The organism is Prosthecobacter sp. Pr1, from assembly GCF_057652315.1.
Genome location: NZ_JBYFBS010000008.1, coordinates 226,750 through 249,487, shown reverse-complemented (window position 1 = coordinate 249,487; position 22,738 = coordinate 226,750). Strand labels below are relative to the sequence as shown.

The following is a 22,738-nucleotide window of genomic DNA, read 5'->3' as shown; positions in this document are numbered from 1 at the left end:
CCGCCCCTCGCCCCGCTCACGAAGTGCAGTCGCACCGCAAAAAAAAACGCCCGGCAGGAGATCCCGCCGGGCGTTTTTTCACACATCAAACATCACACCTCAGCAGCACTCGCAGCTGCACCCACTTTGGCAGTCTTGCGGCGGCGGCGCTTCCTGCGCAGGCGCCGTGTTCGTGGATCCCGCGCTGTTCGTGCCGATGAAAGTCGAGTTCACATTGTCCGGGTCATCCTGGCGGTGGCGGTCCTTCAGCGACTTGTCCCCGCCGAAGTAGATGCGCATTCCGCCCAGCAGATGCGCGTAGCCGTTCTCACCCACGCCTCCGTCCGCGTAGATCGCCACACCCTTCATCGGCGTCTGCCACTCCACATGCGCCATGTAGAAGTTGTGGTTGAAGCGGCTCTGGTACTCCAGCCGCACCATCAGATCCTCCACCGGATACACCGCCGCGTAGAGGCGCGCCGCCACAAAGCTCTGGTGCGTCGCCAGCCCCGGAAACGTCGTCGGCACATGCGAGTCATAGTTGTCATACCCCGCCACCGCACCCAGCGTCACCCGCTTGAAATAGTACTCGCCCTCCGCGCCCACGATCACATCCGTAAACTTCTGGCTCGTCGTCCAGCTTGAGACCAGGCCGATCAGCCCCTTGCCCGGATCACGCGCAAAGAAGTGCGTGCCCACGCCGAAGATGTTCGTCGCGAACCCATGCTGATACAGCCCGTCAAACTGCGCCCCAAAGCGCTGCCCCAGCGGCACGGAGAGCGTCCCCGCCACACCCCGCGTGGAGCTGCGGTTGATCGCCCCGTAGTTCGCATCCAGCTTGCCATTGAGGCCCGAGACCGCAGGCTCCGTGGCCGCCGCCGCGATCCCTTTCACAGGTTCGCCCGCACAGAGTTGAGTCACAGATGCCGCAGCCAGGGCCGCGAAAAGAGGGAGGGTAGGGAAGAGTTTCATCGGAGTGAGAGGCTCGTACCATCTCTTTCAGTCCATCAGGATTCAATAAGACTCTGATTTAAACGCTCTAAAACTAGCCTTATGCCACGATCCACTGAAAACAGGTCTGTATCTGAGCCTGTGAAGCCTCTGCGATCATCACTGCACCATGGCCCCTCTTCAGACCCAGATGGAAGGTCAACCCTCCAGAGCAGCGCGCGTCGCAGGGTGGGTAGGGAACCGCTGTGCGGGTCCGAAGCTTCGGGTCTGTGGCGTCGCGGGCGCTGAAAAAGGTGCGCCGTCCTTGGAACGTGGAAAGGCAGGGGCGATGGGCCGTTGCTGCGAGGGGTTGCGGATGGGGTGAAATGCCACAGCCGAGGGAAAACAGCTCGGCTTCTCAGGCTCTCCACTTGAGGCTGCATCAAGACTCCTTTTCAACTGCTGATGATATAGCAGTTCGCAAAACTCCTTTCCGTTTAGCAGGCTGCTTCTTGCTCGAAAATCTTGGGCTTCCTTCTTCGCTAAAGCTGCGCAGGACAAGTCGACGGCGGCTGGTTGAGGACAACCAGCCCTGCCCGCGAGGGGCATTCGAATGTCCGGCGCGAGGTAGGGCGGCTTGTCCTCAACCAGCCGCCGAGCGTCTCCACGCTCACTTTCCGGAAATCAGTTTCGCAAAACGCTATATCAGCTCCATGCGCCCCCGTCCATTCGCACAAAAAAACGCCCGGCAGGGGTTCCCGCCGGGCGCTCTTCAAAATCTTAACCGAGGTCCAGATCAGCAGACCCGGCCCCACACCTCATCAGGGTGGGGGTGGTGGCGGCGGTGGTGGTGGGCCACCCGCAGGCGCTTCGCCCACATCCGTCGAGCCCGCGCTGTTCGTGCCCAGGAAGGTCGAGCCCATGTTGGACGGGTCATCCTTGCGGTGGCGGTCCTTCAGCGGCTTGCTGCCACCGAAGTACACGCGCACACCGCCCATCACGTGGGCGTAGTTGTTGTCACCCACGCCAGCATCCGCAAACACCGCCACACCGCTCACCGGCGTCTGCCATTCCACATGCGCCACGTAGAAGTTGTGGTTGAAGCGGCTCTGGTACTCCAGGCGCACCATCAGGTCATCCATCGGGTAGATCGCCGCATACACGCGCGCCGCCACAAAGTTCTGGTGATCCACCAGCCCTGGGAAGGTCGTGTTCACATGCGAGTCATAGTTGTTCCACCCGACCACCGTGCCCAGCGTCACCTTGTCGAAGTAATACTCGCCTTCCATCCCCACGATCACGTCTGTGAATTTCTGGCTCGTCGTCCAGCTCGATGCCAGGCCGATCAGCCCCTTGCCCGGATCACGCGCAAAGAAGTGCGTGCCCACGCCATAGATGTTGGTCGAAAAACCATGCTGATACAGCCCGTCAAACTGCGCCCCAAAGCGGTGGCCCAGCGGCACCGAGAGAGATCCCGCCACACCTCGTGTGGAGGCGCGATTGATCGCGCCATAATTGGCATCCAGTTTGCCATTGATGGCAGACACAGCGGGTTCGGAAGCAGCCGCCGCGATGCCCTGTGGGGGCGGCGAGCCAGCGTGGATCTGCGTCACCGAAGTGACCGCCAGAGCGGCGAGGAGTGTATTCAGGATCTTCATACTCAGTGGTTGGTTGATCCGCGCTGCACTGGCATCGCGAGCGGCCAGACTGGCAGAGCACCGCCTTATGGCAATCAAGATCGGTTTAATAATCGTTTAGTCACGCACCCTGCCCACCGCTACTCCTCACCACCTGCGCACCCGCCGTCAGGGCAGGGGGAAACCCTCCGCAACCTCCCGACCCGCAATTTCACAACACACACCCGCCTCTGCAAACGGCCCCGCAGTCACTCCGCCAGCATCATTCCCACCGCCCCCACCAGCAGCAGCGCCCCCGCCGCATGGCACCAGCCAGCCAGCCGCCGGTACCGCCTCAGCCTGCCCAGGCCCTCCGCGCACCCCGCAAAAGGCTCCTCACCCACCGCCCCCCATTTCTCATAAAGGCCGCTGCGCACAAAGCCCGTCATGAAGCCCCTGCGCGCACCGCGCGGCACCCAGAAAAATCCGCACGGCTTCCCCAGCTTCATCCACTCCTCCTCCGAATCCGCCCAGACCCGCCGCAGCAGGCGATCAAACGCCACAAAGCTCAGCACCGTGAAAACGCCGCCCGCCAGCATCCACGCAATCGCTGAGACAAAGACGATGAGAAACACAAGATCAAACATGACCGCGCCCCGCCTTACTTCGCCCATTTCGTGAGGTCAATATAACGCTGCGCACTCACCGCCCGGCTTCTTCGCCCCAACTTCATTCCGCGATCTCCGCCCTTAACCGAATGCCCTTCATGCCTGATAAGGTTTCCAACTCGAGTCATGCCATGAGATTCCGAGCATATCGTACACAGCGATCCACTTTGCCTCCATCGTCTGACCATCCTCCAAACGAACCCTCAGTCCGTGCCCGGCTATCTCATCATCAATCCCTTCTGCGAAAACAAACGACTGGCCGCTCACTGCATCGTCCAATTCATCAAAGAGCCGCATCAGTTCGGCAGGGAAACCATGATCGCTGATTTGCCCCGACCAAATTCGGCTCTCCAGCAGCTCCGCCTCCCCCTCAGCCACGCAGCCTCCTTCACGGTTCAAAATCTGAAATTTCATCTCAAGTGTTCTGCAGGATTCATAGGCGCACGGCACTACGGTGTCAAAAAAATGGCAGGCATGAATGGCACTCAGTTAAGAGCATGGATCGTGGGTTTGGCGACCAGGGAGCCAAGCCACGCGACAGCGTCTTGGAACCGGAGCGTGGCGGAGATAGACAGCCGCAGGCTGCCCGAAGGGTGAGCGCAGCGAATCAATGCGTGCGGCAAGCCTTGGCGCGACGCCGCTTTCGCAAGCCGGACGGTAATCTCAGACCAACGGAACGCGCTACACCCCCGCGAAAGCGGTGTCGTCGATGCAGGCTTGCGCCGTGCATCTCAGTCACCGCACTCCAAGACGCTGTCGCGTTGGCGTCAGCGCCTTACCAAAACACTGCCTAGACCGACTCTCAAAAATCTTGTCACATTGCCCGGGCGGCGGAGCGGCCCCATTGGCTGCGTCGTGTGCTTGCCTGTTATTTCCAAATAGCAGGCGGCGCACTCTCCTTGCCACTGGGGCCGCTGCGCTCGCCGGATCAAAATGACAATCTTTTTGAGAACCGGTCTAAGGGACTATGAAAACGAACGACGGCCCGCCTTAACTGAGCGCCATTCATGGCAGGCATGAACGGCGTCAGGCTAAGTCGCGGCATCGTGCATTTTGACATCTTCCAGCGCATTGTTCGCTGCGCGCTGGAGTCTCCTGTCTGATAAACATCACCATGCTGCCCGCCACACACCAGCCCCAACGGGGCTGCGTATTTGAGCCCAGGGTTAGCCGAGCCTCAGCGAGGCAACCCTGGGTTTCCGCCATCCAATCCGGAAAGCAAACCCAGCACTCCGCCGCACGCATAGACCACCAGCAGCGTCTGCAAGACGTCCCGCCACACATGAGCATCGCGATCACACACCTCTCCGCACCTCCCTCTCATCCTACCCGCAGTCGCAGTCCAGGCACCCATGCGTCGCGCAGGTCCGGCACACACGCTCCACCTGCTCGCGCAGTCTCCTTCGCGCACGCAGCAGCCGCACGTTGATCGTGTTCACGCGCTGATCCATCTCCGCCGCCACCGCCGTGGCCGACTCCCCGCCCAGGTCGATCCTTCTGAGCAGCTCCGCATCCGCCTCCGGCAGCGCCGGCAGCAGCTTCATCACACACTGGCACAGCGTCTTCTCATCCTCCGGCTCCAGCGCCTCCGGCAGCTCATGCACCAGCTTTTCCAGCGCCGCATCCCGCGTCGTCCGGCGGCGGTGCGCGTCGATGATCGCATGCCGCAGCACCCGGTAAAACCACGTCACCACCCCCTCCGCATCCTCCGGCACGTGGTCCGCCTTCAGCGCCTTCATGAGGCATTCCTGCACCAGATCCGCCGCCAGCTCCGCATCCCCCGTGCGCTGCCGCGCAAAGCCGATGAAAGCATCCAGATGCTGAAGAAGCGGGTCAGTGCGCATGTCTTTTTACCATACGCGCCCCGGCGCCCAAAAAACACCCTGTAACACATTTTCACCTCATGCGTGTGCAGCAATGAAGACGCGAATCATCACGAGGAAGCACCGGGCTTGACAGGTGCATCACATGTAACAATGTAAGTTACATGAAAAGAAACAGTCAGTTGTCCGGCGTTCTCCACCTTCTGCTGCACCTCGCAGAGCAGCGTTCTCCGGTCACCTCCGAGGTGTTGGCCAGGGTCAATCAGACCAACCCCGTCGTCGTCCGCCGAACCATGGCAGGGCTGCGGGACAAAGGCTACGTGCGCTCAGAAAAGGGGCACGGCGGCGGCTGGACGCTGGCCTGTGATCTCTCCACCGTGACGCTGCACCACATCCACACCGCCCTCGGCAGCCCGTCCCTTTTGGCCGCCACCGCTCCGTCAGAGGCCGCAGGCTGCCTGGTGGAGCAGGCCGTGAATGCCGTTTTGCACCAGGCATTCCAGGACGCAGAGCACCTGCTTCTGACACGGTTCGGCCAGGTTTCCCTGGCCATGCTGAGCGCCGATGTCCACGCCCGAAGTCTCGCGCGCGGCGGCTCCCCGCATCATCTCGATCACCCTCATCAGGCCTAGCCTCTTCCACCCTCCATCCCCCCCTTTGTCATCATGCCCGAACTGCACCAACCCTTCTCAAATCCCCAGCTCGTGGCAAAGTATGCCGAAGGCCCGCCGCGTTTCGTTCCCGGTCACGCGGGCATGTTAAGCATGACCAGGCTGCTGCTTGCAGAGCGTGCCGTAAAGGATGCACGCGTGCTGGTTCTCGGTGCCGGCGGCGGTCTGGAGCTGCAGGCATTTGCCCAGGCCCAGCATGGCTGGACCTTTGATGGCGTGGACCCCTCGGCCGAGATGTTAGACCTGGCCCGGCAGACTCTGGGGCCGCTCATGCCCCGTGTCCGGCTGCACCAAGGCTACATCCATGACGCCCCGGAAGGATTGTTCGATGCCGCCACCTGTCTGCTGACGCTGCACTTCGTGCCTCAGAGCGACCGCCTGCGCACCGTGTCTGAAGTCCGCCGCCGTCTCAAGCCGGGCGCCCCCTTCGTGGTCGTCCATTTCAGCTTCCCGCAGGGGGAAGGGGAGCACGCCCTTTGGTCATCACGCTATGCCGCCTTTGTCGCCGCATCCGGCATCGATCCCGAACTCGCCGCAAAAGCAGCCAATGTGCCGAAACAGCTCCCCATCCTCACGCCTGAGCAGGACGAAGCAATCCTGCGCGAAGCCGGCTTCTCCAATGTCACCCTGTTTTATACCGGCCTCACCTTTCGCGGCTGGGTGGCCTATGCCTGAAGCCCTCCGCAGCGCGCACCCGCCCGCCTGAGCTGGATGGAGGCAGGAGGCTGAAATCAGATGTCATTTGATGTCATGACCTGATAGCCCCCCTCCGCATCCTCCGGCACATCGGAGGCCTGCAGCGCCTTCATGAGGCATTCCTGCTGGTCCTGCACTTGCACGAACGCGACAGCGTCTTGGACTGCGTGCGGCAAGCCTGGGCGCGACGCCGCTTTCGCAGGCCGGACAGCAGGCTCAGGCCAAGGAACATACAACACCTCGCGAAAGCGGTGTCGTCGATGCAGGCTTCCGCCGTGCATCTCTGTCACCGCATTGATTGATTCGCTGCGCTCACCCTGCGGGCCCCTTTCAGTCGTCTGACTCACTTCGTTCGGCTCGCTCTGCTCACCCTTCGGGCAGCCTGCGGCTGTCTACCTCCGCTGCGCTTCGGTTCCAAAACGCTGTCGCGTGACTCGGGTGCCCCAGACCTCCAGAACGCACAACAACACCCCTTAACTGAGCGCCCAAAAAAACACCCTGTAACACATTTTCACCTCATGCGTGTGCAGCAATGAAGACGCGAATCATCACGACAGCGCCTCATCCACCCTCAACACTCCACCCAAACCCATGACACACTCCCAAACCTTCCCCCTCACCGGCCTCACCTGCGCCTCCTGCGTGGAAAAAGTCACCACCCGCCTCCTTCTGCACACCGACATCACCGCAGCCACCGTCACCCTCAGCCCCCCGCAGGCGCAGATCAGCACCCGCACCCCCTTCAGTGACGAGTCGCTGAACGAATGGCTGCAGCCCCTCGGCAAATACCGCGTGCAGTCAGAGACCCCGGCTGCTCCCGCATCCGCACTGCCGGAAAAAAGCGTGCAGACCTACCGCCCGCTCCTCCTCCTGCTCGCCTACCTCCTCCTCGTCATCGCCGCCCTCAGCATCAGTCACGGCACCCTGGATCTCCCCCTCGCCATGCGCCTCTTCATGGGCGGCTTCTTCGTCACCTTCTCCTTCTTCAAGCTGCTCGACCTCCGCGGCTTTGCCGATGCCTACCGCAGCTACGACCTAGTCGCCAAAGCCGTGCCCGGCTACGGCTATGTCTATCCCTTCATCGAGCTCAGCCTCGGCCTCGCCTACCTCATGAACCTCAGCCCCCTTTGGGTGAATGGCATCACCGCCCTCGTCATGGCCGTCAGCCTCGCCGGCGTCCTGCGTGCCGTCATCTCCCGGCGTGCCATCCGCTGCGCCTGCCTCGGCACCGTCTTCCAGCTCCCCATGTCCACCGTCACCATCATCGAAGACGGCCTCATGCTCGCCATGGCCCTGGGCACCTTGCTCCAGTCCTGAGCAACTCCGGCTGTAATCATAATGCGCAGGCTTCAAATTAGCCTGCTTTGGCTTGCCGGGTCGAAGCAGGACATGGTGAAGGCAGCCCCTTCATGCGACCGGAGTTGCATGAAGGCTATCATCCTCAGCTACGCTATCTCCGAAATACCCAGCGGTTTAATTGCTTTGGCCTAGTTGATGTATGGGATGTTGTTGATGCGCCGCATGTGAATGACGGCACAGAGTCGGAGTTGATTGGAAAGGCTGGCCGCTGTTTTGGGGTGTGCCGTTTCCGTCTAGTGTTTATCTCTCGCTTTTGGCTGTGTGATTGCCGGGATAATGAGGTGTCATTCTTTGCAAGTGAACGAAGGCCCGATACGCAGGTGGAGCATAATGTTGTGATGTTTGTCTCCAAAACTGCACGATGTGGCTGCGGAGGCGCTACAAATCCAACGGAGAGCTGAATGGGTCGGTGCCGATAGGGGCAGATGTCCGTTTCATCACATCCACACATCTGACAGCGACGGTGCTGTTTTTGTATCACAGCTTGGACAAGAGAATGGTTTTTTTGACATTGCCAATGAGTTAATGGCCAGGGGTAAATAATGTTCTTCATTCGAACGAATGTTCTTCATAAGAACACGTTTCGCAATCGGTTTTGCTATTTAGTGTTAATGAAGAGCCCGCGGAGCGGAACGGCAGCGCCCAGAAATATCATTGCAGGCCGAATGCGGCAGGCCCGTATGGCGTTTTTTCCTCCTCTGACCCAAGATGATCTTTCTGGGCGGCTGGCGGCAAGTCGGGCTTTCCTGGACCGGGTTGCCATCACCAAGATCGAGAATGGCCAGCGTTGTGTTTTTGATTATGAGCTGGCTGCTCTCGCGGAAATCCTCAAAGTTGATGTGCGCTGGCTGCTAGGAATTCAGGACGTCGGTGGACCGTCGAAGAAGAGGAAAGGGGCTGCCGGTGAAGTTTGATTCCGCTCTTGCTCTGAAAAGTGCCACTGGTCGCGCCAAGTCGGACGTCGCAAACAAACTTGTTAGCATGTTCCTGCACGAAATCAGCCGCAAGGCCTGCCTGGCAGGAAGTGGAAATGTTTCGTCCCCTTCCTATTCCACGGCTGTCGTTGAGGCGTTCGGACATCGGTGCTTGTATTGCAGTCAGAATTTGGAACATGACCGCGCCACAGTGGAGCATTTGGATGGCATGAACCGTTTTCGAGGCGGTTTGCATATCCCAGGCAACGTCGCTGTTGCATGCAAGCGCTGTAATAATGAAAAAAGGAGGGATGACCAGAAGCCCGTGCTGACTATGGCTGCTACTGGCTGGGAGTCTTTTCTTTCCCATGATGGTATTCACTGCTCATCCGGATGTAAAACCTGTACGTATTGGTCGCAGTTGTGGCCTGATAGCGCCACCAGGATCAAGGCACTGAAGGAGGTCGTCATTCGCATAAAACAGTTTCGGCAACCATTCAGGCACTTCATTCAGTGGGCTGACAACGAACGACCGGCCATCCAAAAACTCGCTGAATCTCTCTACCGTTCCTGTCAGGATTTTGCGACTAGCCAGATCGAGGGATTGACCTCCGAATTGGACTTCGATTTTGCAATACTCGCAGTGAAATGACTATCTTGCCGTAACCGAAGCGCGCCGAGGATTTTCAACTATTAATGACCCGAGATAATACTGAAGCTTAGCCTCAAGTCTGTGTCTAATCAGAGGTTAAAATTTTACCAAAACATGCCTCGCACCCCTCACCCCACCAGCCACTCCAGCGCCTCCTTCTCATCCACAAAAACATTCGCCTCCATCCCCGCATTCGTCGCCACCGTCACGCCAAACCGGTTCGGGTCGATCATCTCCGCCCGGCTCACCACCGCCACGCGTACCTTCCCCTCGGAAGCCCTCGCCCACTCCCGCACCATCCGATACCGCGCCGTCAGCTTCGGCGGCGGGTAGCCCGTCACCTCCGTCAGCACCACCATCAGCCGGCGTTCCCCCGTGGCACGCGCATAGGAGATCGCAGCCGTGACCATCTCCCCCATCTGCGCCAGCTTCAGCACGCCAGCAGGCCGAAAAATCGCGTGCCCTTCCAATTGCTTAAAGTATTTAGGAATGTCCATGTGCCATGGTTAAAAATTACTGCTCGAAAGTAAATGGCGGCGACAAGCCAGCCACGCCGTTTGGGTCCTCCCCCACGTGACCTCAGACATCAGGCGGAACAGGGCAGAACCCCCAGCCACCTCGGCGTCAGCCTCAAGCCTCTGATTTATAAGACGGCTCCTGCCGCTGCCGGTCATCACCCTCTTCATCCCGCTCATTCTCCGCATCCACGGAGCCGCCCGAAGGCTTCTCGGGCTCGGTGCCCATCACACTGAGACTCAGCATGGCCAGGGAGCTGAAGAGCAGCCCGGTGGAGGGTGGGAAGAAGTGGTATTTCATGGTGGGCCGTCGGAGTGACACCCATCCTTCGCAACCATTCCCGAATCTGGCTGCATCAATCCGCAGCCCTGCCCCATGACCATGCGCCGCCCTGATTCAGCCGTGGCACCCTCAGGCTTCCCCTGAACTCCGGGGCAGGGGCGGATCGGGTTGTGAGCACGCGCCGCCGTACCGAGTTTTGCCCCATGAAGAGGATCTCACCCACAGCCGCAGCCGACACGCCGCCACCCCCTGCCAAGCCGGGGGCACCCCTCACACCGCCACCGCTGGAGCCCGAAGAAAAGCCCGTCATCGTCAACGATCACGGCATCGACACCGATGAGGAGCACGACATTGACACAGCCGCCGGAGACGAAGGAATCGATGATGAAGTAGGCGATGACTTCGACAACAACCGCGGCCGCGAAAAATAAGCTCCGCCCATCATCACCCGCTCCCCATTCACCCCTCCCGAGTTTTGAAACCATGAAGACGATCTCACCCACAGCCGCCGCCGACACTCCTCCACCGCTCCCAGAAAAGCCGGAGCCCATCATCACACCACCACCTCTCGAACCCGAGGAAAAGCCCATCATCGTCCGCGATCACGGCGTCGACACCGATGAGGAGCACGACATTGACACAGCCGCCGGAGACGAGGGCATCGATGATGAAGAGAAGGGCGAGTTCACCGACCCCTCAGCCGTCGACTGACCCACCCGCCGCCTCAGCCATTTTCCGCCCATTCACCCCTCACCATCCAAATACCATGACCAAGCTCAAATTCAACGGCACCTGGCACGAGATCAAAGGCAAGCTCAAGCAGAAGTACGCCCAGCTCACCGATGATGATCTCCTCTTCTCCGAAGGCAAAGACGAAGAAGTCCTCGGCCGCCTCCAGCAGAAGCTCGGCGAGACCAAGGAAAGCCTCCGCGACACCATCGCCAAGCTCTAGCCCACCGCGAACCTCCCCCGCAGTCGCAGCCCTTCACTCCTCACTCCCATGAACCTGCTCAAAAACTGGCTCCATCCAAAGAAGGCGGCACCCTCCGCTTCCAAGCCCGAGGTCGAAACCGAGGAAGTCCCCACCATGATCCTCGATGGCGAACAGTTCTACACCTACCGCCGCTTCCGCACCGCCAGCACCACCGCCCCGCAGTCCACCCCACCCGTGGTGCCCCTGCATCCTTCGCGATGATGGGGACTCAGAAAATCCTGTTAATCCTGTCCACTCTGCCTGTGGATGTCTGCCATGCTCATCGCCCCAGATTTTGACAGGATTAACAACATTCCAGGATTCCAAGATTAACAGAATGGGAATGGCATGGTTTTTGAAATCTCGGCAGTAATGCGGACTGTTGGATGGGGATTCAGAAAATTCTGTGAATCCTGCATCCTGTGAATCCTGTCCAAATCTGCCTGCGGATGTCTGCCATGCTCATCGTCCCAGATTTTGACAGGATTAACAACATTCCAGGATTCCAAGATTAACAGAATGGGAATGGCATGGTTTTTGAAATCTCGGCAGTAATGCGGACTGTTGGATTGGGACTCAGAAAATTCTGTGAATCCTGCATCCTGTGAATCCTGTCCAATCAGCCTGCGGATGTCTGCCATGGTCATCGCCCCAGATTTTGACAGGATTAACAACATTCCAGGATTCCAAGATTAACAGAATGGGAATGGCGTGGTTTTTGAAATCTCGGCAGGACTGGGGACAGTTGGATTGGGATTCAGAAAATTCTGTGAATCCTGCATCCTGTGAATCCTGTCCACTCTGCCTGCGGATGTCTGCCATGCTCATCGTCCCAGATTTTGACAGGATTAACAACATTCCAAGATTCCAAGATTCACAGAATTGGGAGGCAGTGGTTTTTGAAAGCTTGGCAGGTATGCGGACTGTTTGATTGGGATTCAGAAAATTCTGTGAATCCTGCATCCTGTGAATCCTGTCCAAATCTGCCTGCGGACGTCTGCCGTGCAGATCACGCCTCTCTCTCCCCATCCTCCACTTCCTCCCGCTCCTTCTCCTCGTGATCGAGTACCTGCTCCGTCTCCTCCTGCAGCTCCCGCAGTTCCTCTTCCGCCTCGTCCGCACCTTCCTCAGCAAAGATCTCCGGAAACTCCGACTCATCCTCCGCAGCCTGCGGCGCCACGCGGTACCCTGACTCCATCGCAGGCGCGTCCCAGGTCTCCAGCTCCGCCAGCCGTGGCGACACAATCTCCGGCGGCAGCGGCAGATTCCCCAGCTCATCCTCCGCCAGCAGCGCCCGCGCCTCCGGATCTTCCACCACCGTCGGCTGCGGCATTTCCACGTTGGATGCCGTGGCAGGCCGGTCCGCCGCCGGAGCCGATGAGTCAGCCTCCGTGGCCTGTGTCTGAGATGAATGCTGGGTTTTCATGGCAAATGATTCTTTCCTTCAAGCCATCGCGCCCCACCGCCCCTCCGCGTCTATGATTCTGTCCCCGCAGGCAGGTCAGGGCAGGGGAGTGAAACGCATTCAGCCGAAAAGAAAGTGAAGCCCCCACCCCTCCTCCGCGTCAGAGAGCCGCCGCATCCCCTCAAAATTGAACTCCCACCCGTTCCGCGCGTCCAAAACAGCCGCACACACGATAGATAGCAGCCGCCGGTTTTGTTGGCGGTTTGCGCACGTCCGCCGTATTCTCCTCCTCATTTCCCGCCTGTGATTTTCCCCTCGCCTTCCGCCCCCCTCGCAGCGCTCAGTCATCACCGATGGCTCGCGCCCACTGCCCCCTGCTCACCCACAGGCAGCTCCACCCGGCTCAGGCACCTCTTCAGCGCGCTCACTGCCTGCGCCCTCACCCTGGCCACCGCACAAGTCCACAGCGCAGAGCCCCCCGCTCCCGCCACGAAACCCCTCACCGCAGCACCCGCTCCAGCCGCAGAGCTTCCAGCCGCCGCACCCGCTGCCACTCCCCCCGCAGCCGCCGACACACCTGCCCCAGTCCCAGAGCCCCCCGCAGGCTTCGTCCCCGGCACCGGCTCCCGCTCCGACGTCAAGCCCTTCTACTTCGCCATCCCCGCGCCCCGTGGCCAGATCCTCGATCGCAAAGGCCGCCCCTTCGCGCAAAACACCACCGTGCGCCGTCTCCAGTTCACCGTGCCCGCAGACAAGCGCAGCACCCTGGAGACCTACACCGCCTGGCTTCAGCAGGAAATTGACGCCACCAAGGCCGATCTCCCCGTCGCACGCCTGCCCGATGCCGAAACCCTCAAGCGCCACTACGAATCCCGCCGCGAGCTCCCCATCACCGTCAGCGATGCCTTCACCCAGGACCTCGTCATCCATCCGCAAAAGCACGCCCACGCCAGCCTCCGCACCGAGTACATCCGCCACTACCCGCACAAAGGCATGGCCGCTCACGTCCTCGGCTACGTCTCCTCAGACGGCGCACCGCCCGCCGGCGCCATCCTCCGCAATGAACCCCTCTGGCAGCGCACCAAAGGCGCCACCGGCCTCGAAGCCGCGTTCAATAAACAGCTCACCGGCACCGATGGCACCCTCTGCCTCATGATGGCAGATGCTGGTAGCGTCGCCTACCAGCAGGTCTTCGCCCCGCCCGCCGCCGGGCGCGATGTCGTCACCACCCTCAATCTCGAAACCCAGCGCCTCGCCGAGAGCGCCCTCTCCCAGTCCAAGCACCGCTGCGCCATGGTCATCGTCGATGCCTTCACCGGAGACATCCGCGCCATGGCCAGCCTCCCGCACTACGATCCCAACGCCTTTGCCGGCGGCATCTCCTCCGCTGATTTCACCGCCCTCACGCAGGACATCGACGGCCCACTCTTCGATCGCTCCCTCCTCGGCACCTACCCCCCCGGCTCCATCTTCAAGCCCATCGTCGTCCTCGCCGGACTCCGCGCCGGCACCGTCAGCGCCGAGATGGAGTTCGACTGCGGCCCCTCCCTCATGATCGACGGCCGCGAATTCGACAACTGGTCCAAGGACGATCACGGCTTCTTCAATGCACGCGCCGCCCTCATCCGTTCCTGCAACACCTACTTCTACCAGTCCGCCATGATCACGCGGGATCGCCCCATCCTCTACATGGCGCACGAGTTCGGCCTCGGCACCGCCCCCGTTTTCCCCCTGAAAACCGCCACCGGAAATCTCCCCCGCACCGCCCCCTCCAATCACGACCTCGCCAATCTCTCCATCGGCCAGGGCGTCACCGAGACCTCCCCCCTCCAGATGGCCATGGTCATGGCCACCCTCGCCAATGGCTCCTGCCGTCCGCGTCCCCGCCTCGTCTCCCACACCCAGTCCCAGACCGGCCGCCTCGGAGACGTCAGCATCCCCTGCCGTGATGCCCTCATGCCCGTCAGCCAGATGGACCTCGAAACCGTGCGCAGCGGCATGTTCGGCGTCGTCAATCACGCTCGTGGCACCGGCAAAGCCGCACGCCTGAAAAAAGTCGCCGTCTTCGGCAAGACCGGCACCGCCCAGTGGGTGCTGCGCGGCGCCAAGGCCAACGTCGTCTGGTTCGCCGGATTTGTGGACACCAATCCACCCCTCGCCTTCGCCGTCATGGTCGAGGGCAATGCAGGGCAGGGCGGCCTCTCCGGCGGCGGCACCGCCGCCCCCATCATCGCCAAAGTCCTCCACGACATCGAAGACCGCCCCACCGCCCACGACGTCAAGATCACCCCCTCCAACGTCCTCGAAGAAAACGACCCCCTCACCCCCGAATTCGTCCAGCCCCCGCCCGGCTACTACGGCGGCACCCCTCAATACAACGAGCCCCCCGGCATCGGCGGCTTCTTCCAGCGCATCTTCCGCTAAGCCCTCCTCCTCAGCGCCCACCATGCCACACCTCCGCACTCAAGCCACCCAACGCATCGCCTCAGGCTGGTAGGGACGCGCTGTGCCGCGTCCGTAGAATCCTTCGTCCCACCGCCACCTGCCCACTCAAAGCTCTCCCCTTTCCAAAACCCCTCCGTCTCTGCCTCTCGCACCGCCAATCACGCATGCCATCCCACGACTCATCACCTCAAGGACGGCGCACCTTTTTCATCGCCCGCGACGCCACAGACCCGAAATCACGGACCCGCGCAGCGCGTCCCTACCATTCCCAACGCACCACGCCCGGCTGGTAGGGACGCGCTGTGTCGCGTCCCTGGAATCCTTCGTCCCACCGCCGCCTGCCCACTCAAAGCTCCCCCCTTTCCAAAACCCCTCCGTCTCTCGCCACGTGATCCCCATCGCACCACCAGTTCTTCAGCCCCAAAGGGGCTGCGCACCATAGCGAAGGGTTGCCGAGCCTTAGCGAGGCTACCCTGGCACCCGCCAACAAATCCGGAAAGCAAACCCAGCCCCCCCGCCACCCCCCAAGCTCACCAGCAGCGTCTTCCAAACGCCCCGCCGCACCCCCTCCGCCCTCCGCATTCGTCATTCGTCATTCGTCATTCAGGTTTCGTCCTTCCGCCTCATGCCCGCCCCCCGCGCCCTCCTAGCCTCCCTCCCGCGCCTCCTCACCTCCCTCCGCGCACGCTACCTCCGCCTCCCGCGCTGGTTCCGTTTCATCGGCATCACCTGCGCCGTGTTCGCGCTCATGGGCCTCATCACCTTCGGCTTCATCTGGCACCACTACTCCACCCTCGCCGCCACCTACGACATGGCCTCCCTCACGCGCGGCCAGAATGAAACCCTCATCAAAGACGCCAAAGCCCAGCCCATCGGCAGCGCCAGCGAGATCGAGCGCGAGATCGTCACCCTCAATGACGTCCCCATCACCCTCGTCCAGGCCATCATCGCCACGGAGGATGCCCGCTTCTTCTCCCACCCCGGATTCGACATCATCGGCCTGACCCGCGCCGCCGTGAAAAACTTCACCGCCAAAGGCATCCGCCAGGGCGGCAGCACCATCACCCAGCAGCTCGCCCGCAATGCCTTCGGCCTCCAGGGCCGCAGCTACGAGCGCAAGATCACCGAGATCTTCCTCGCCATGCGCATCGAGCGTGAATACACCAAGGAGCAGATCCTCACCCACTACATCAATCGCATCTACCTCGGCACCGGCTGCAGCGGCGTCGGCGCCGCCGCCCGCACCTACTTCGGCAAAGACGTCCACGACATCTCCCTCGTCGAGTCCGCCACCCTCGCCGGCATCATCAAGGCCCCCGTCGCCTTCTCCCCCATCACCCAGCCCGCCCTCGCCAAACAAAAGCGCGATCTCACCCTCCAGCGCATGGTGGAGACCGGCAGCATCACCGAAGCCGAAGCCACCGAAGCCCGCGCCCAGCCCGTCACCGTCAGCCATGACAAAAGCCGCGTCCGCACCGGCTACATGCTCGCCGCCGCACGCGCCGAATTCCAGCGCCTCGGCCTCAAGCCCGGCACCCCGCCCGAGATGACCATGACCCTCCGTCTCGACTGGCAGCACCAATTGAACACCCTCGTCCGCAAGCACCTCGACACCGTCGCCCCCAAGGACAAAGACCTCCAGGGCGCCGTCATCGTCCTCGACAACACCACTGGCGCCATCCTCGCCATGCAGGGCGGGCGCGACTTCACCACCAGCCCCTTCAATCGCGCCCTCGAAGGCATCCGCCCCGTCGGCACCGCCTTCCTCCCCCTCGTTTACGCCGCCGCCCTCACCGCCCAGCCAGACATCACCGACGCCCCGCAGATCGACGGCCCCCTCGACAACAAGCAGGCCATGATCGGCGGCCTCACCGGCACCCTCGGCGAATGGGGAGCCGAGGGCGATCCCGTCGCCTACACCGGCACCACCATCACCCCCAAGCAGTCCCTGCTCGAAGGCCGCACCGCCGCCACCGTCCGCCTCGGTTATCAGGTCGGGTTGGAGCCCCTCCGCACCGCCCTCAACCGCTGCCGCTTCACCAATCCCCTCCGCACAGAGGCCGCCTTCACCCTCGGCCAGAGCCCCCTCCGCCTCATCGAAGTCGCCCACGCCTTCACCGCCATCGCCAATGACGGCCGCACCTGCTCCACCCCCCACCTCCTCGCCGGTCCCACCGTGCGCAGCAGCGAGATCTTCACCCCCGCCGCCGTCGCCCATGTGCGCGATACCCTCATCACCGGCATGGAGCGCCCCGAATACCGCAAGCCCCTCCTCGCCCACGGCCTCGCGAATAAAAGCATCGCCGGCTACGGCGGCATCACCTACGACCGCACCGACGCCTGGTTCATCGGCTCTGATCGCCAACGCACCTGCCTCGTCTGGATCGGGCATGACAAAGACATCCCCATCAGCGCCACCACCACCGCCTCCACCGCCGCGCTCCCCCTGTGGGCCGCCGTCTTCGCCATGGTCACCGAGGGCAAACCCAAAGGCTGGGACGGCAAAGCCCCCGCCTCCCAGCTCCTCGCCACACCGCCCCGCGCCCTCTTCGTCGAAGGCGAAGCCCGCGTCATCCCCGTCACCCCCGTCTCCGGCGTCGTCCTCGGCATCGACCCCTACCAAAGCACCAGCGCCCCCGGCGGCGTCCCTGCGGCCATCCCCGTCCCCCAAGACGACTACATCCCCAAAGCCATCCCAGTGCGCCAGTAACTCCTTCGAATCGTCCTCGTTCTCGTCCTCCTACTCGAACTCGTCCTCGATCCTCCCGCTCCACAAACACCCAGCGCAGCGAGAAACACAGAGCCCACGAGTCCACTCTTCTTCGTATTGTAGTCCCGGCTTTAGCCGGTTCTGGTCTCTTATACCACGCGCCATTGAAAACGGGTCTGAGCAGGTTTGTACGGGTAGCGTGGCGCTCCGGTCGTAGGTTGGATGTGTTTGGTGTCGCAACCGCCTCTTCGCTCCACAACTCCCTCCGCCAAACCGTCCGACCACGAGGGTGTTCGCACGCCCCGATGTTTGCGGAACGCTGATGGACGGGCGGGCTGTCGCCACACCCATCCTACGTATGGCGGGCATGCAAGCATTGGCTGCCCGGTTTGCCTTGAAGTCTGCAACTGAAAACAAAGTCTCTTCTTCAGAGCCGAACTTTCATCGGCTCCGAAACAGACCCGTTTTCAATGTATTGTGGTATTATAGCCCGCTCCACAAACACCCAGGACATCGAGAAACCAGTGCCTCCCCATATGGACTGCGGTCGCGCAGTGAGGAACGAACGCAGCTACCGCTTTCGCCGTCCCTCGGGGCTCCCGCCTACCACAAAATACCCGAAAGCGGCAGCCCCCAATCCCTCGCAGCCCGGTCACCCCACGCCAACCACGCGACTTATGGCAGGGGAATCGAAACCGATTTTCGAAAAGCCGCAAGAAGGCACACTCCATCAGATCGTTTAAAAACCGGAGGCAACCTTCGGTTCTGCCGCACAGTGGCAGAGCAGCCTGGAAAGCACAGCATAGATCCCATCTCTGCTTCCTCTGCCTCTTTGCCCCTCTGCGGCCAATCGAACGTCCTCATGCCCGCCAAACCGGAATTGAGTTTTACGAACTGATATAAAACACGCAGGCCAAAGCACGCCGCACATCGCGCGCAGTCCACGCCTCCACCTTAGGCACACACTCATCCCGCAGAGAGACCGCCCCAAGCCCCCACTCTCACTCAGATCCCGACCCCGGCGCTGCAGCAGGCGTCGCACCATTCCCACGCCGCGCAAAGATCCCCGGCTTGAACGTCGTCACCCACACCGGTGCACCCCACGACGAAGGATAGCGCGAAGTATACCGCACCGTCTTCTCCTTCAGCGGCGTCCCCGACGCCGGATGCGGCGCCTCCATGTCATGGTAAATGTACTCATACGAACCATGCGGCGAAGCCACACGGTCATAGTACCCCATCCCGCCCGGGCGCGATTCACTGTACGGGTAGAACCCGCTCCGCTCATACGGCCGACCATGCGGGCGCAGACCGCTCACATACGCCGGAGATCCAAACGCAGGCGGAGCCACCTTCGCCGAAGTCGCCGTCGTCCGCGCCGGCACCGTGCGCCGGTACAAATCACCCGTGCAAGACACCAGCCCACCGGCCATCACCAAGGCGCAAACAAGCAGAAGAGAAGTTTTCATAAAAGCGAAGCCGTAAAATTTCAGAACAACAGCAGCACCAGAGTAACAACCCCAAGCCCTCCTGTCTCTCACAATAATCGTCTCCCGCCCGCCGATTGCGCGCCTCCAATCAGATCCAGAAAGCCCCCAGCGCCCCAGGAGCGCGGATCTCCGAACCCGCAGCATTTGCCACCCGCCCAGCGCGCCACCTTTCCCCACACCAATCCTGTCAATCATACAATCCTGTAAATCCTGTCCATTCATCCCGCATCTCACCACCCACCGCAAACCAAGAACCTCAAACCAAGAACCAAGAACCAAGAACAACCCTCAAATCCCCAGCCTCAACTGCCGCCTCTGCTCCGGCGCCACCAGCGTCGAAACCCCGATCCCGATCAACCGCAGCGGCCCCGTCACCAGCCGGTCCCGCGCCAGCAAATAGCACGCCATACGGTAGATCTCCCGCTCCGTCGTCACCGGCTCCTCCAGCCGGATCTGCCGCGTCAGCGTCGTGAAGTCACTGTAGCGCACCTTCACCTGCACCGTCATCGCGCCCACCCCGTGTTTCCCCAGCGTCTGCGCCACATCCAGCGCCATCTCCTTCAGCGCCGCCCGCAGCACCGGCCGTGCGTCCGTGTCATTCAGAAACGTGTTCTCCGCGCTGATGCTCTTGCGCTCCTCGCTCAGGTCCAGTTCACGCTCATCATTCCCCAGCGCACGCTGCCGCAGCTTCGCCGCAAACGAACCCGCCACCGCCTCCAGTCCCTGCGTCGAGTCCTGCAGATCCCCGATCGTCCGCAGCCCCAGCGCCTCCAGTCCCTGCGCCGTCACCGGTCCCACCCCATGGATCGCGCTCACCGGCAGCGGTCGTAAAAACGCGATCTTGTCCCTGTCGAGAATCACCGTCAGCCCGTCCGGCTTTTGGAAATCACTCGCCAGCTTCGCCAGAAACTTGTTCGCGCTGATCCCCACACTCGCCGTCAGCCCGCACTCCTCGCGGATGCGCCGCTTGATCTCCGCCGCCATCGGCCGCGCCGCCTCGATCGCCGCATCCACCTCCAAATCAGGGTCCGCATGCGCGCTCACATCCAGGTACGCCTCATCCACAGACACCTGCTCGATCATCGGCGTAAACTCCTGCAAAATCTCCATGATCCGCGCCGACTCCGCCCGGTACACCTCCATGCGAGGCCGCACAAAGATCCCCGCCGGGCACAGCCGCCCCGCCGTCCGCGAAGGCATCGCCGAGCGCACCTTGAACTTCCGCGCCTCATAGCTCGCCGCACACACCACCCCCCGCTGATCCGGCGGCGACCCCACGATCACCGGCTTCCCCCGGTACTCCGGATTGTCCCGCTGCTCCACCGATGCAAAAAACGCATCCATGTCCATATGCATGATCACTCGTGGCATGGCCTTAACGTACGGCAGAAAATGGAGGTTGGATGTTCATTCAAGAGTCTCGCCCAGCATTCGCATTCAATGTCCAGCATTCAATGTTCGATGCCACAAGTCTCCTTCGCCCCACGCCATCGCAAACCCAGCGTACGTATTGTAGTCCCGCCTTTAGGCGGTTCCGGACGAGCGTCCCCAAACTCCCGCCACTCAGGCACATATCGCATTCACTGTTCACAGTTCGATGCCACAAGTCCTCTTCGCCCCACGCCATCGCAAACCCAGCGTACGTATTGTAGTCCCGCCTTCAGGCGGTTCCGGACGAACGTCCCCAAACTCCCGCCACTCAGGCACAAATGGAACTTTGCACCTGATGTCAGTCGATGGCGCAAATCACCACAGTTTTCCGGGCACCACCGCTCCCACACGCCCGATCTTCTTTACTGCGCGTGCAGCTTCAGATTCGCATACGCATCCTTCGTCTCCTCATAGCGGTACTCGTGGGCCTTCTCACCATCATGGGCCTGCCGCTGACCTTCAAAGATGATCTTGTCCTTGTCCGTCAAAGCTCCGCTCACCACAAACAGATCCTCCAGTTCCTCCAGCACCTTGATCTTCACCTGCTTGATCACGTCATCCTTGTCCACCGTGTAAATGTACTGCTCACCCCCGAGCTCAAACGTCGACTTCTGCGGCACCAGCAGCGCATGTTTCAGCGCCCGCTGCATGCGGATGTTGCCCGTCTCCCCGTGGCGCAGCAGACCCTTCGGATTCGGGAAGTCCGCGCGGAAGGGGATCGTGCCCGTCTTGTTGTTGAACTCACCCTCGATCACATTCACGCGCCCCTTTTGGTCAAAGAGCTTCCCGTTCGCCATCACCAGGCTCACCTTCTTGCTGTCCTCAGACTGCTCCGTGGAGGCATACTCCAGGTAGTCCGCCTCAGGCACATTGAAATAGATCCACATCTCGCTGTTGTCAGACAGCGTCGTCAGCAGGTCGCCCACCTCCACCAGGCTGCCGTTTCGCAGCCGCAGGCGGTCCATCAGTCCCGTAAATGGCGCCTTGATCGTCGTGAATCCCAGATGCGTCTGTGAAAGGTTCACCTCCGCCATCTTCTGGTCCAGCTTCGCCTTCGCCATCGTCAGCTCCTTGTCAGACACCACGTTGGTGTCCAGCAGCCGCTTCGTGTTTTCATACTCCACCCGCGCCACCTGCGCCTCCGCCTCCGTGCGTTTCACCACAGCACTGTACACCCGCGGCAGGATCGAGAACATCAGGTCCCCCTCCTTCACCAGCTGCCCCTCCTTCACGCTCACCACCTCCAGGTAGCCGCGCTCCAGCGCGCGGATCTCAATGTTCCGGCAGGACCGGATCTGGCACACATAGTCACGCGAGATCACCGTGTCCCGGACGATCGGCTTCGTCAGCACCAGCTGGGACTCCTCTGCCTCCTCACCCTCATGGTGCGCCTCCTTGTGGTCACAGCTGCTCAGCGTCATCGCCGCCAGCCCCGCACACACAAACGCCGCCCACCTCCCAGGCCGCAGTTCACGGGCCTTGCTGATCTCAGGAGAGTGAAACGAACTGAACACGGAAAGGTGGTCTCTGTAACTCATAAGGGGTTGTTAAAATACTAGGTGCGGAGGCTCCAAAGTAAAGCATCGCCATGCATGGAAATGAAAACAATACGTCCGTCATATTCGGCAAAGATAAGTCCGATTGTAAGTAGGATAACCCGCCTTGAAAAATAGGCTTGAAACCTATTTCATAAAACAGTCTTCCCCAGTGAACGTGCCTCCAATCCGCCTTCCGGCCTGCCGTTGAGAAGCCAGGGCAGAACAATGTCCGAAAATCAAGAGTAGGTAAGTTCATTACCATGGATAGCCCCCTGAAACCATGCCTTCCATCCCCTCAATCCGTCTCCCATTTTTCACCACCGCCGCCCGCTGTGCCCGGCACCACATCATGTCAGCACACACCCGCAATCTCGCACCATCGCTCCAAGACATCGCAAACCCAGCACACGTATGGTAGTCCCGCCTTTAGGCGGTTCTGGGCGAACGTCTCCAATGCCCCGCCACTCAGGTCACAACCATCGCTCCAAGGCATCGCAAACCCAGCACACGTATGGTAGTCCAGTCTTTAGGCGGTTCCGGGCGAACGTCCCCAATGCCCCGCCACTCAGGTCACAACCCTCGCTCCAAGACATCGCAAACCCAGCACACGTATGGTAGTCCCGCCTTTAGGCGGTTCTGG

Annotated in this window: 23 protein-coding genes; 11 read left to right on the top strand and 12 right to left on the bottom strand. The window is 61.2% G+C overall.

The genetic code is table 11. From position 1 onward, the window contains the following. Nucleotides 1-99: 99 nt before the first annotated feature. The 5 genes from AC24GY_RS15495 to AC24GY_RS15475 form a co-directional block, all read right to left on the bottom strand. Nucleotides 100-951 (bottom strand): hypothetical protein, encoded by an 852-nt coding sequence (locus tag AC24GY_RS15495; RefSeq protein ID WP_487684715.1) that lies wholly within the window; start codon nt 949-951, stop codon nt 100-102. 779 nt (nt 952-1,730) lie between these two features. Beyond that, the gene (locus AC24GY_RS15490; RefSeq protein WP_487684712.1) at nt 1,731-2,567 is read right to left on the bottom strand and encodes a hypothetical protein; all 837 of its coding nucleotides are present in this window, start codon (nt 2,565-2,567) and stop codon (nt 1,731-1,733) included. A gap of 227 nt (nt 2,568-2,794) precedes the next feature. After that, nucleotides 2,795-3,172, bottom strand: a complete 378-nt coding sequence (locus tag AC24GY_RS15485) for a hypothetical protein (protein ID WP_487684709.1) — start codon at nt 3,170-3,172, stop codon at nt 2,795-2,797. A 117-nt stretch (nt 3,173-3,289) separates the two neighbouring features. After that, entirely contained in the window at nt 3,290-3,607 is a 318-nt protein-coding gene (locus AC24GY_RS15480) for a hypothetical protein (RefSeq protein ID WP_487684707.1), read from the bottom strand. Between the two features lie 911 nt (nt 3,608-4,518). Then, the gene (locus AC24GY_RS15475; RefSeq protein WP_487684705.1) at nt 4,519-5,037 is read right to left on the bottom strand and encodes an RNA polymerase sigma factor; all 519 of its coding nucleotides are present in this window, start codon (nt 5,035-5,037) and stop codon (nt 4,519-4,521) included. Between the two features lie 143 nt (nt 5,038-5,180). On the opposite strand from AC24GY_RS15475, the gene AC24GY_RS15470 reads away from it, so the two are divergent. The 5 genes from AC24GY_RS15470 to AC24GY_RS15450 all read left to right on the top strand — a co-directional run bounded on the left by AC24GY_RS15470 (nt 5,181) and on the right by AC24GY_RS15450 (nt 9,308). After that, complete coding sequence (locus AC24GY_RS15470; protein WP_487684702.1) at nt 5,181-5,648, top strand: Rrf2 family transcriptional regulator; 468 nt, start codon at nt 5,181-5,183, stop codon at nt 5,646-5,648. A 33-nt stretch (nt 5,649-5,681) separates the two neighbouring features. After that, nucleotides 5,682-6,362: a class I SAM-dependent methyltransferase gene (locus tag AC24GY_RS15465; protein ID WP_487684699.1), complete on the top strand. Its 681-nt coding sequence runs from the start codon at nt 5,682-5,684 to the stop codon at nt 6,360-6,362. Between the two features lie 612 nt (nt 6,363-6,974). After that, nucleotides 6,975-7,700, top strand: coding sequence for a MauE/DoxX family redox-associated membrane protein (locus AC24GY_RS15460; protein WP_487684696.1), 726 nt, complete (start codon nt 6,975-6,977; stop codon nt 7,698-7,700). A gap of 722 nt (nt 7,701-8,422) precedes the next feature. After that, nucleotides 8,423-8,656 (top strand): helix-turn-helix domain-containing protein, encoded by a 234-nt coding sequence (locus AC24GY_RS15455; protein WP_487684693.1) that lies wholly within the window; start codon nt 8,423-8,425, stop codon nt 8,654-8,656. A 67-nt stretch (nt 8,657-8,723) separates the two neighbouring features. Further along, nucleotides 8,724-9,308 (top strand): HNH endonuclease, encoded by a 585-nt coding sequence (locus AC24GY_RS15450; protein ID WP_487684690.1) that lies wholly within the window; start codon nt 8,724-8,726, stop codon nt 9,306-9,308. A 128-nt stretch (nt 9,309-9,436) separates the two neighbouring features. Here AC24GY_RS15450 and AC24GY_RS15445 read toward each other — a convergent pair whose 3' ends face one another. Beyond that, a complete protein-coding gene (locus AC24GY_RS15445; RefSeq protein ID WP_487684687.1) occupies nt 9,437-9,805 on the bottom strand; it encodes a SpoIIAA family protein in 369 nt (122 codons plus the stop codon). A 133-nt stretch (nt 9,806-9,938) separates the two neighbouring features. Then, a complete protein-coding gene (locus AC24GY_RS15440) occupies nt 9,939-10,124 on the bottom strand; it encodes a hypothetical protein (protein WP_487684684.1) in 186 nt (61 codons plus the stop codon). Between the two features lie 185 nt (nt 10,125-10,309). Here AC24GY_RS15440 and AC24GY_RS15435 point away from each other — a divergent pair, with 185 nt between their 5' ends. Genes AC24GY_RS15435 through AC24GY_RS15420 form a run of 4 tightly spaced genes read left to right on the top strand, consistent with a single transcriptional unit; the run spans nt 10,310 to nt 11,301 of the window. Beyond that, a complete protein-coding gene (locus AC24GY_RS15435; RefSeq protein ID WP_487684681.1) occupies nt 10,310-10,537 on the top strand; it encodes a hypothetical protein in 228 nt (75 codons plus the stop codon). A gap of 52 nt (nt 10,538-10,589) precedes the next feature. Then, nucleotides 10,590-10,817 (top strand): hypothetical protein, encoded by a 228-nt coding sequence (locus AC24GY_RS15430; RefSeq protein WP_487684678.1) that lies wholly within the window; start codon nt 10,590-10,592, stop codon nt 10,815-10,817. Nucleotides 10,818-10,872: 55 nt separating this feature from the next. After that, a complete protein-coding gene (locus AC24GY_RS15425) occupies nt 10,873-11,058 on the top strand; it encodes a CsbD family protein (RefSeq protein ID WP_422316592.1) in 186 nt (61 codons plus the stop codon). 48 nt (nt 11,059-11,106) lie between these two features. Further along, complete coding sequence (locus tag AC24GY_RS15420; RefSeq protein WP_487684675.1) at nt 11,107-11,301, top strand: hypothetical protein; 195 nt, start codon at nt 11,107-11,109, stop codon at nt 11,299-11,301. 107 nt (nt 11,302-11,408) lie between these two features. Here AC24GY_RS15420 and AC24GY_RS15415 read toward each other — a convergent pair whose 3' ends face one another. Then, on the bottom strand, nt 11,409-11,720 hold the full coding sequence (locus tag AC24GY_RS15415) for a hypothetical protein (protein WP_487684672.1): 312 nt from the start codon (nt 11,718-11,720) through the stop codon (nt 11,409-11,411). Nucleotides 11,721-12,088: 368 nt separating this feature from the next. Then, nucleotides 12,089-12,505, bottom strand: a complete 417-nt coding sequence (locus AC24GY_RS15410; RefSeq protein ID WP_487684669.1) for a hypothetical protein — start codon at nt 12,503-12,505, stop codon at nt 12,089-12,091. A gap of 282 nt (nt 12,506-12,787) precedes the next feature. Between AC24GY_RS15410 and AC24GY_RS15405 the strand changes: the two genes are divergently transcribed. Next, nucleotides 12,788-14,908 carry a peptidoglycan D,D-transpeptidase FtsI family protein gene (locus AC24GY_RS15405; protein WP_487684666.1) on the top strand — a complete coding sequence of 707 codons (2,121 nt, stop codon included), beginning with the start codon at nt 12,788-12,790 and terminating at the stop codon, nt 14,906-14,908. 646 nt (nt 14,909-15,554) lie between these two features. Beyond that, complete coding sequence (locus AC24GY_RS15400; protein ID WP_487684663.1) at nt 15,555-17,639, top strand: transglycosylase domain-containing protein; 2,085 nt, start codon at nt 15,555-15,557, stop codon at nt 17,637-17,639. A gap of 1,001 nt (nt 17,640-18,640) precedes the next feature. Here the strand turns inward: AC24GY_RS15400 and AC24GY_RS15395 are convergent. The 3 genes from AC24GY_RS15395 to AC24GY_RS15385 form a co-directional block, all read right to left on the bottom strand. Beyond that, nucleotides 18,641-19,108, bottom strand: a complete 468-nt coding sequence (locus tag AC24GY_RS15395; RefSeq protein WP_487684660.1) for a hypothetical protein — start codon at nt 19,106-19,108, stop codon at nt 18,641-18,643. Nucleotides 19,109-19,417: 309 nt separating this feature from the next. Next, entirely contained in the window at nt 19,418-20,500 is a 1,083-nt protein-coding gene (gene dinB / locus AC24GY_RS15390) for a DNA polymerase IV (RefSeq protein WP_487684657.1), read from the bottom strand. Between the two features lie 422 nt (nt 20,501-20,922). Continuing rightward, nucleotides 20,923-22,098: an efflux RND transporter periplasmic adaptor subunit gene (locus tag AC24GY_RS15385; protein ID WP_487684654.1), complete on the bottom strand. Its 1,176-nt coding sequence runs from the start codon at nt 22,096-22,098 to the stop codon at nt 20,923-20,925. Between the last annotated feature and the right edge of the window lie 640 nt (nt 22,099-22,738).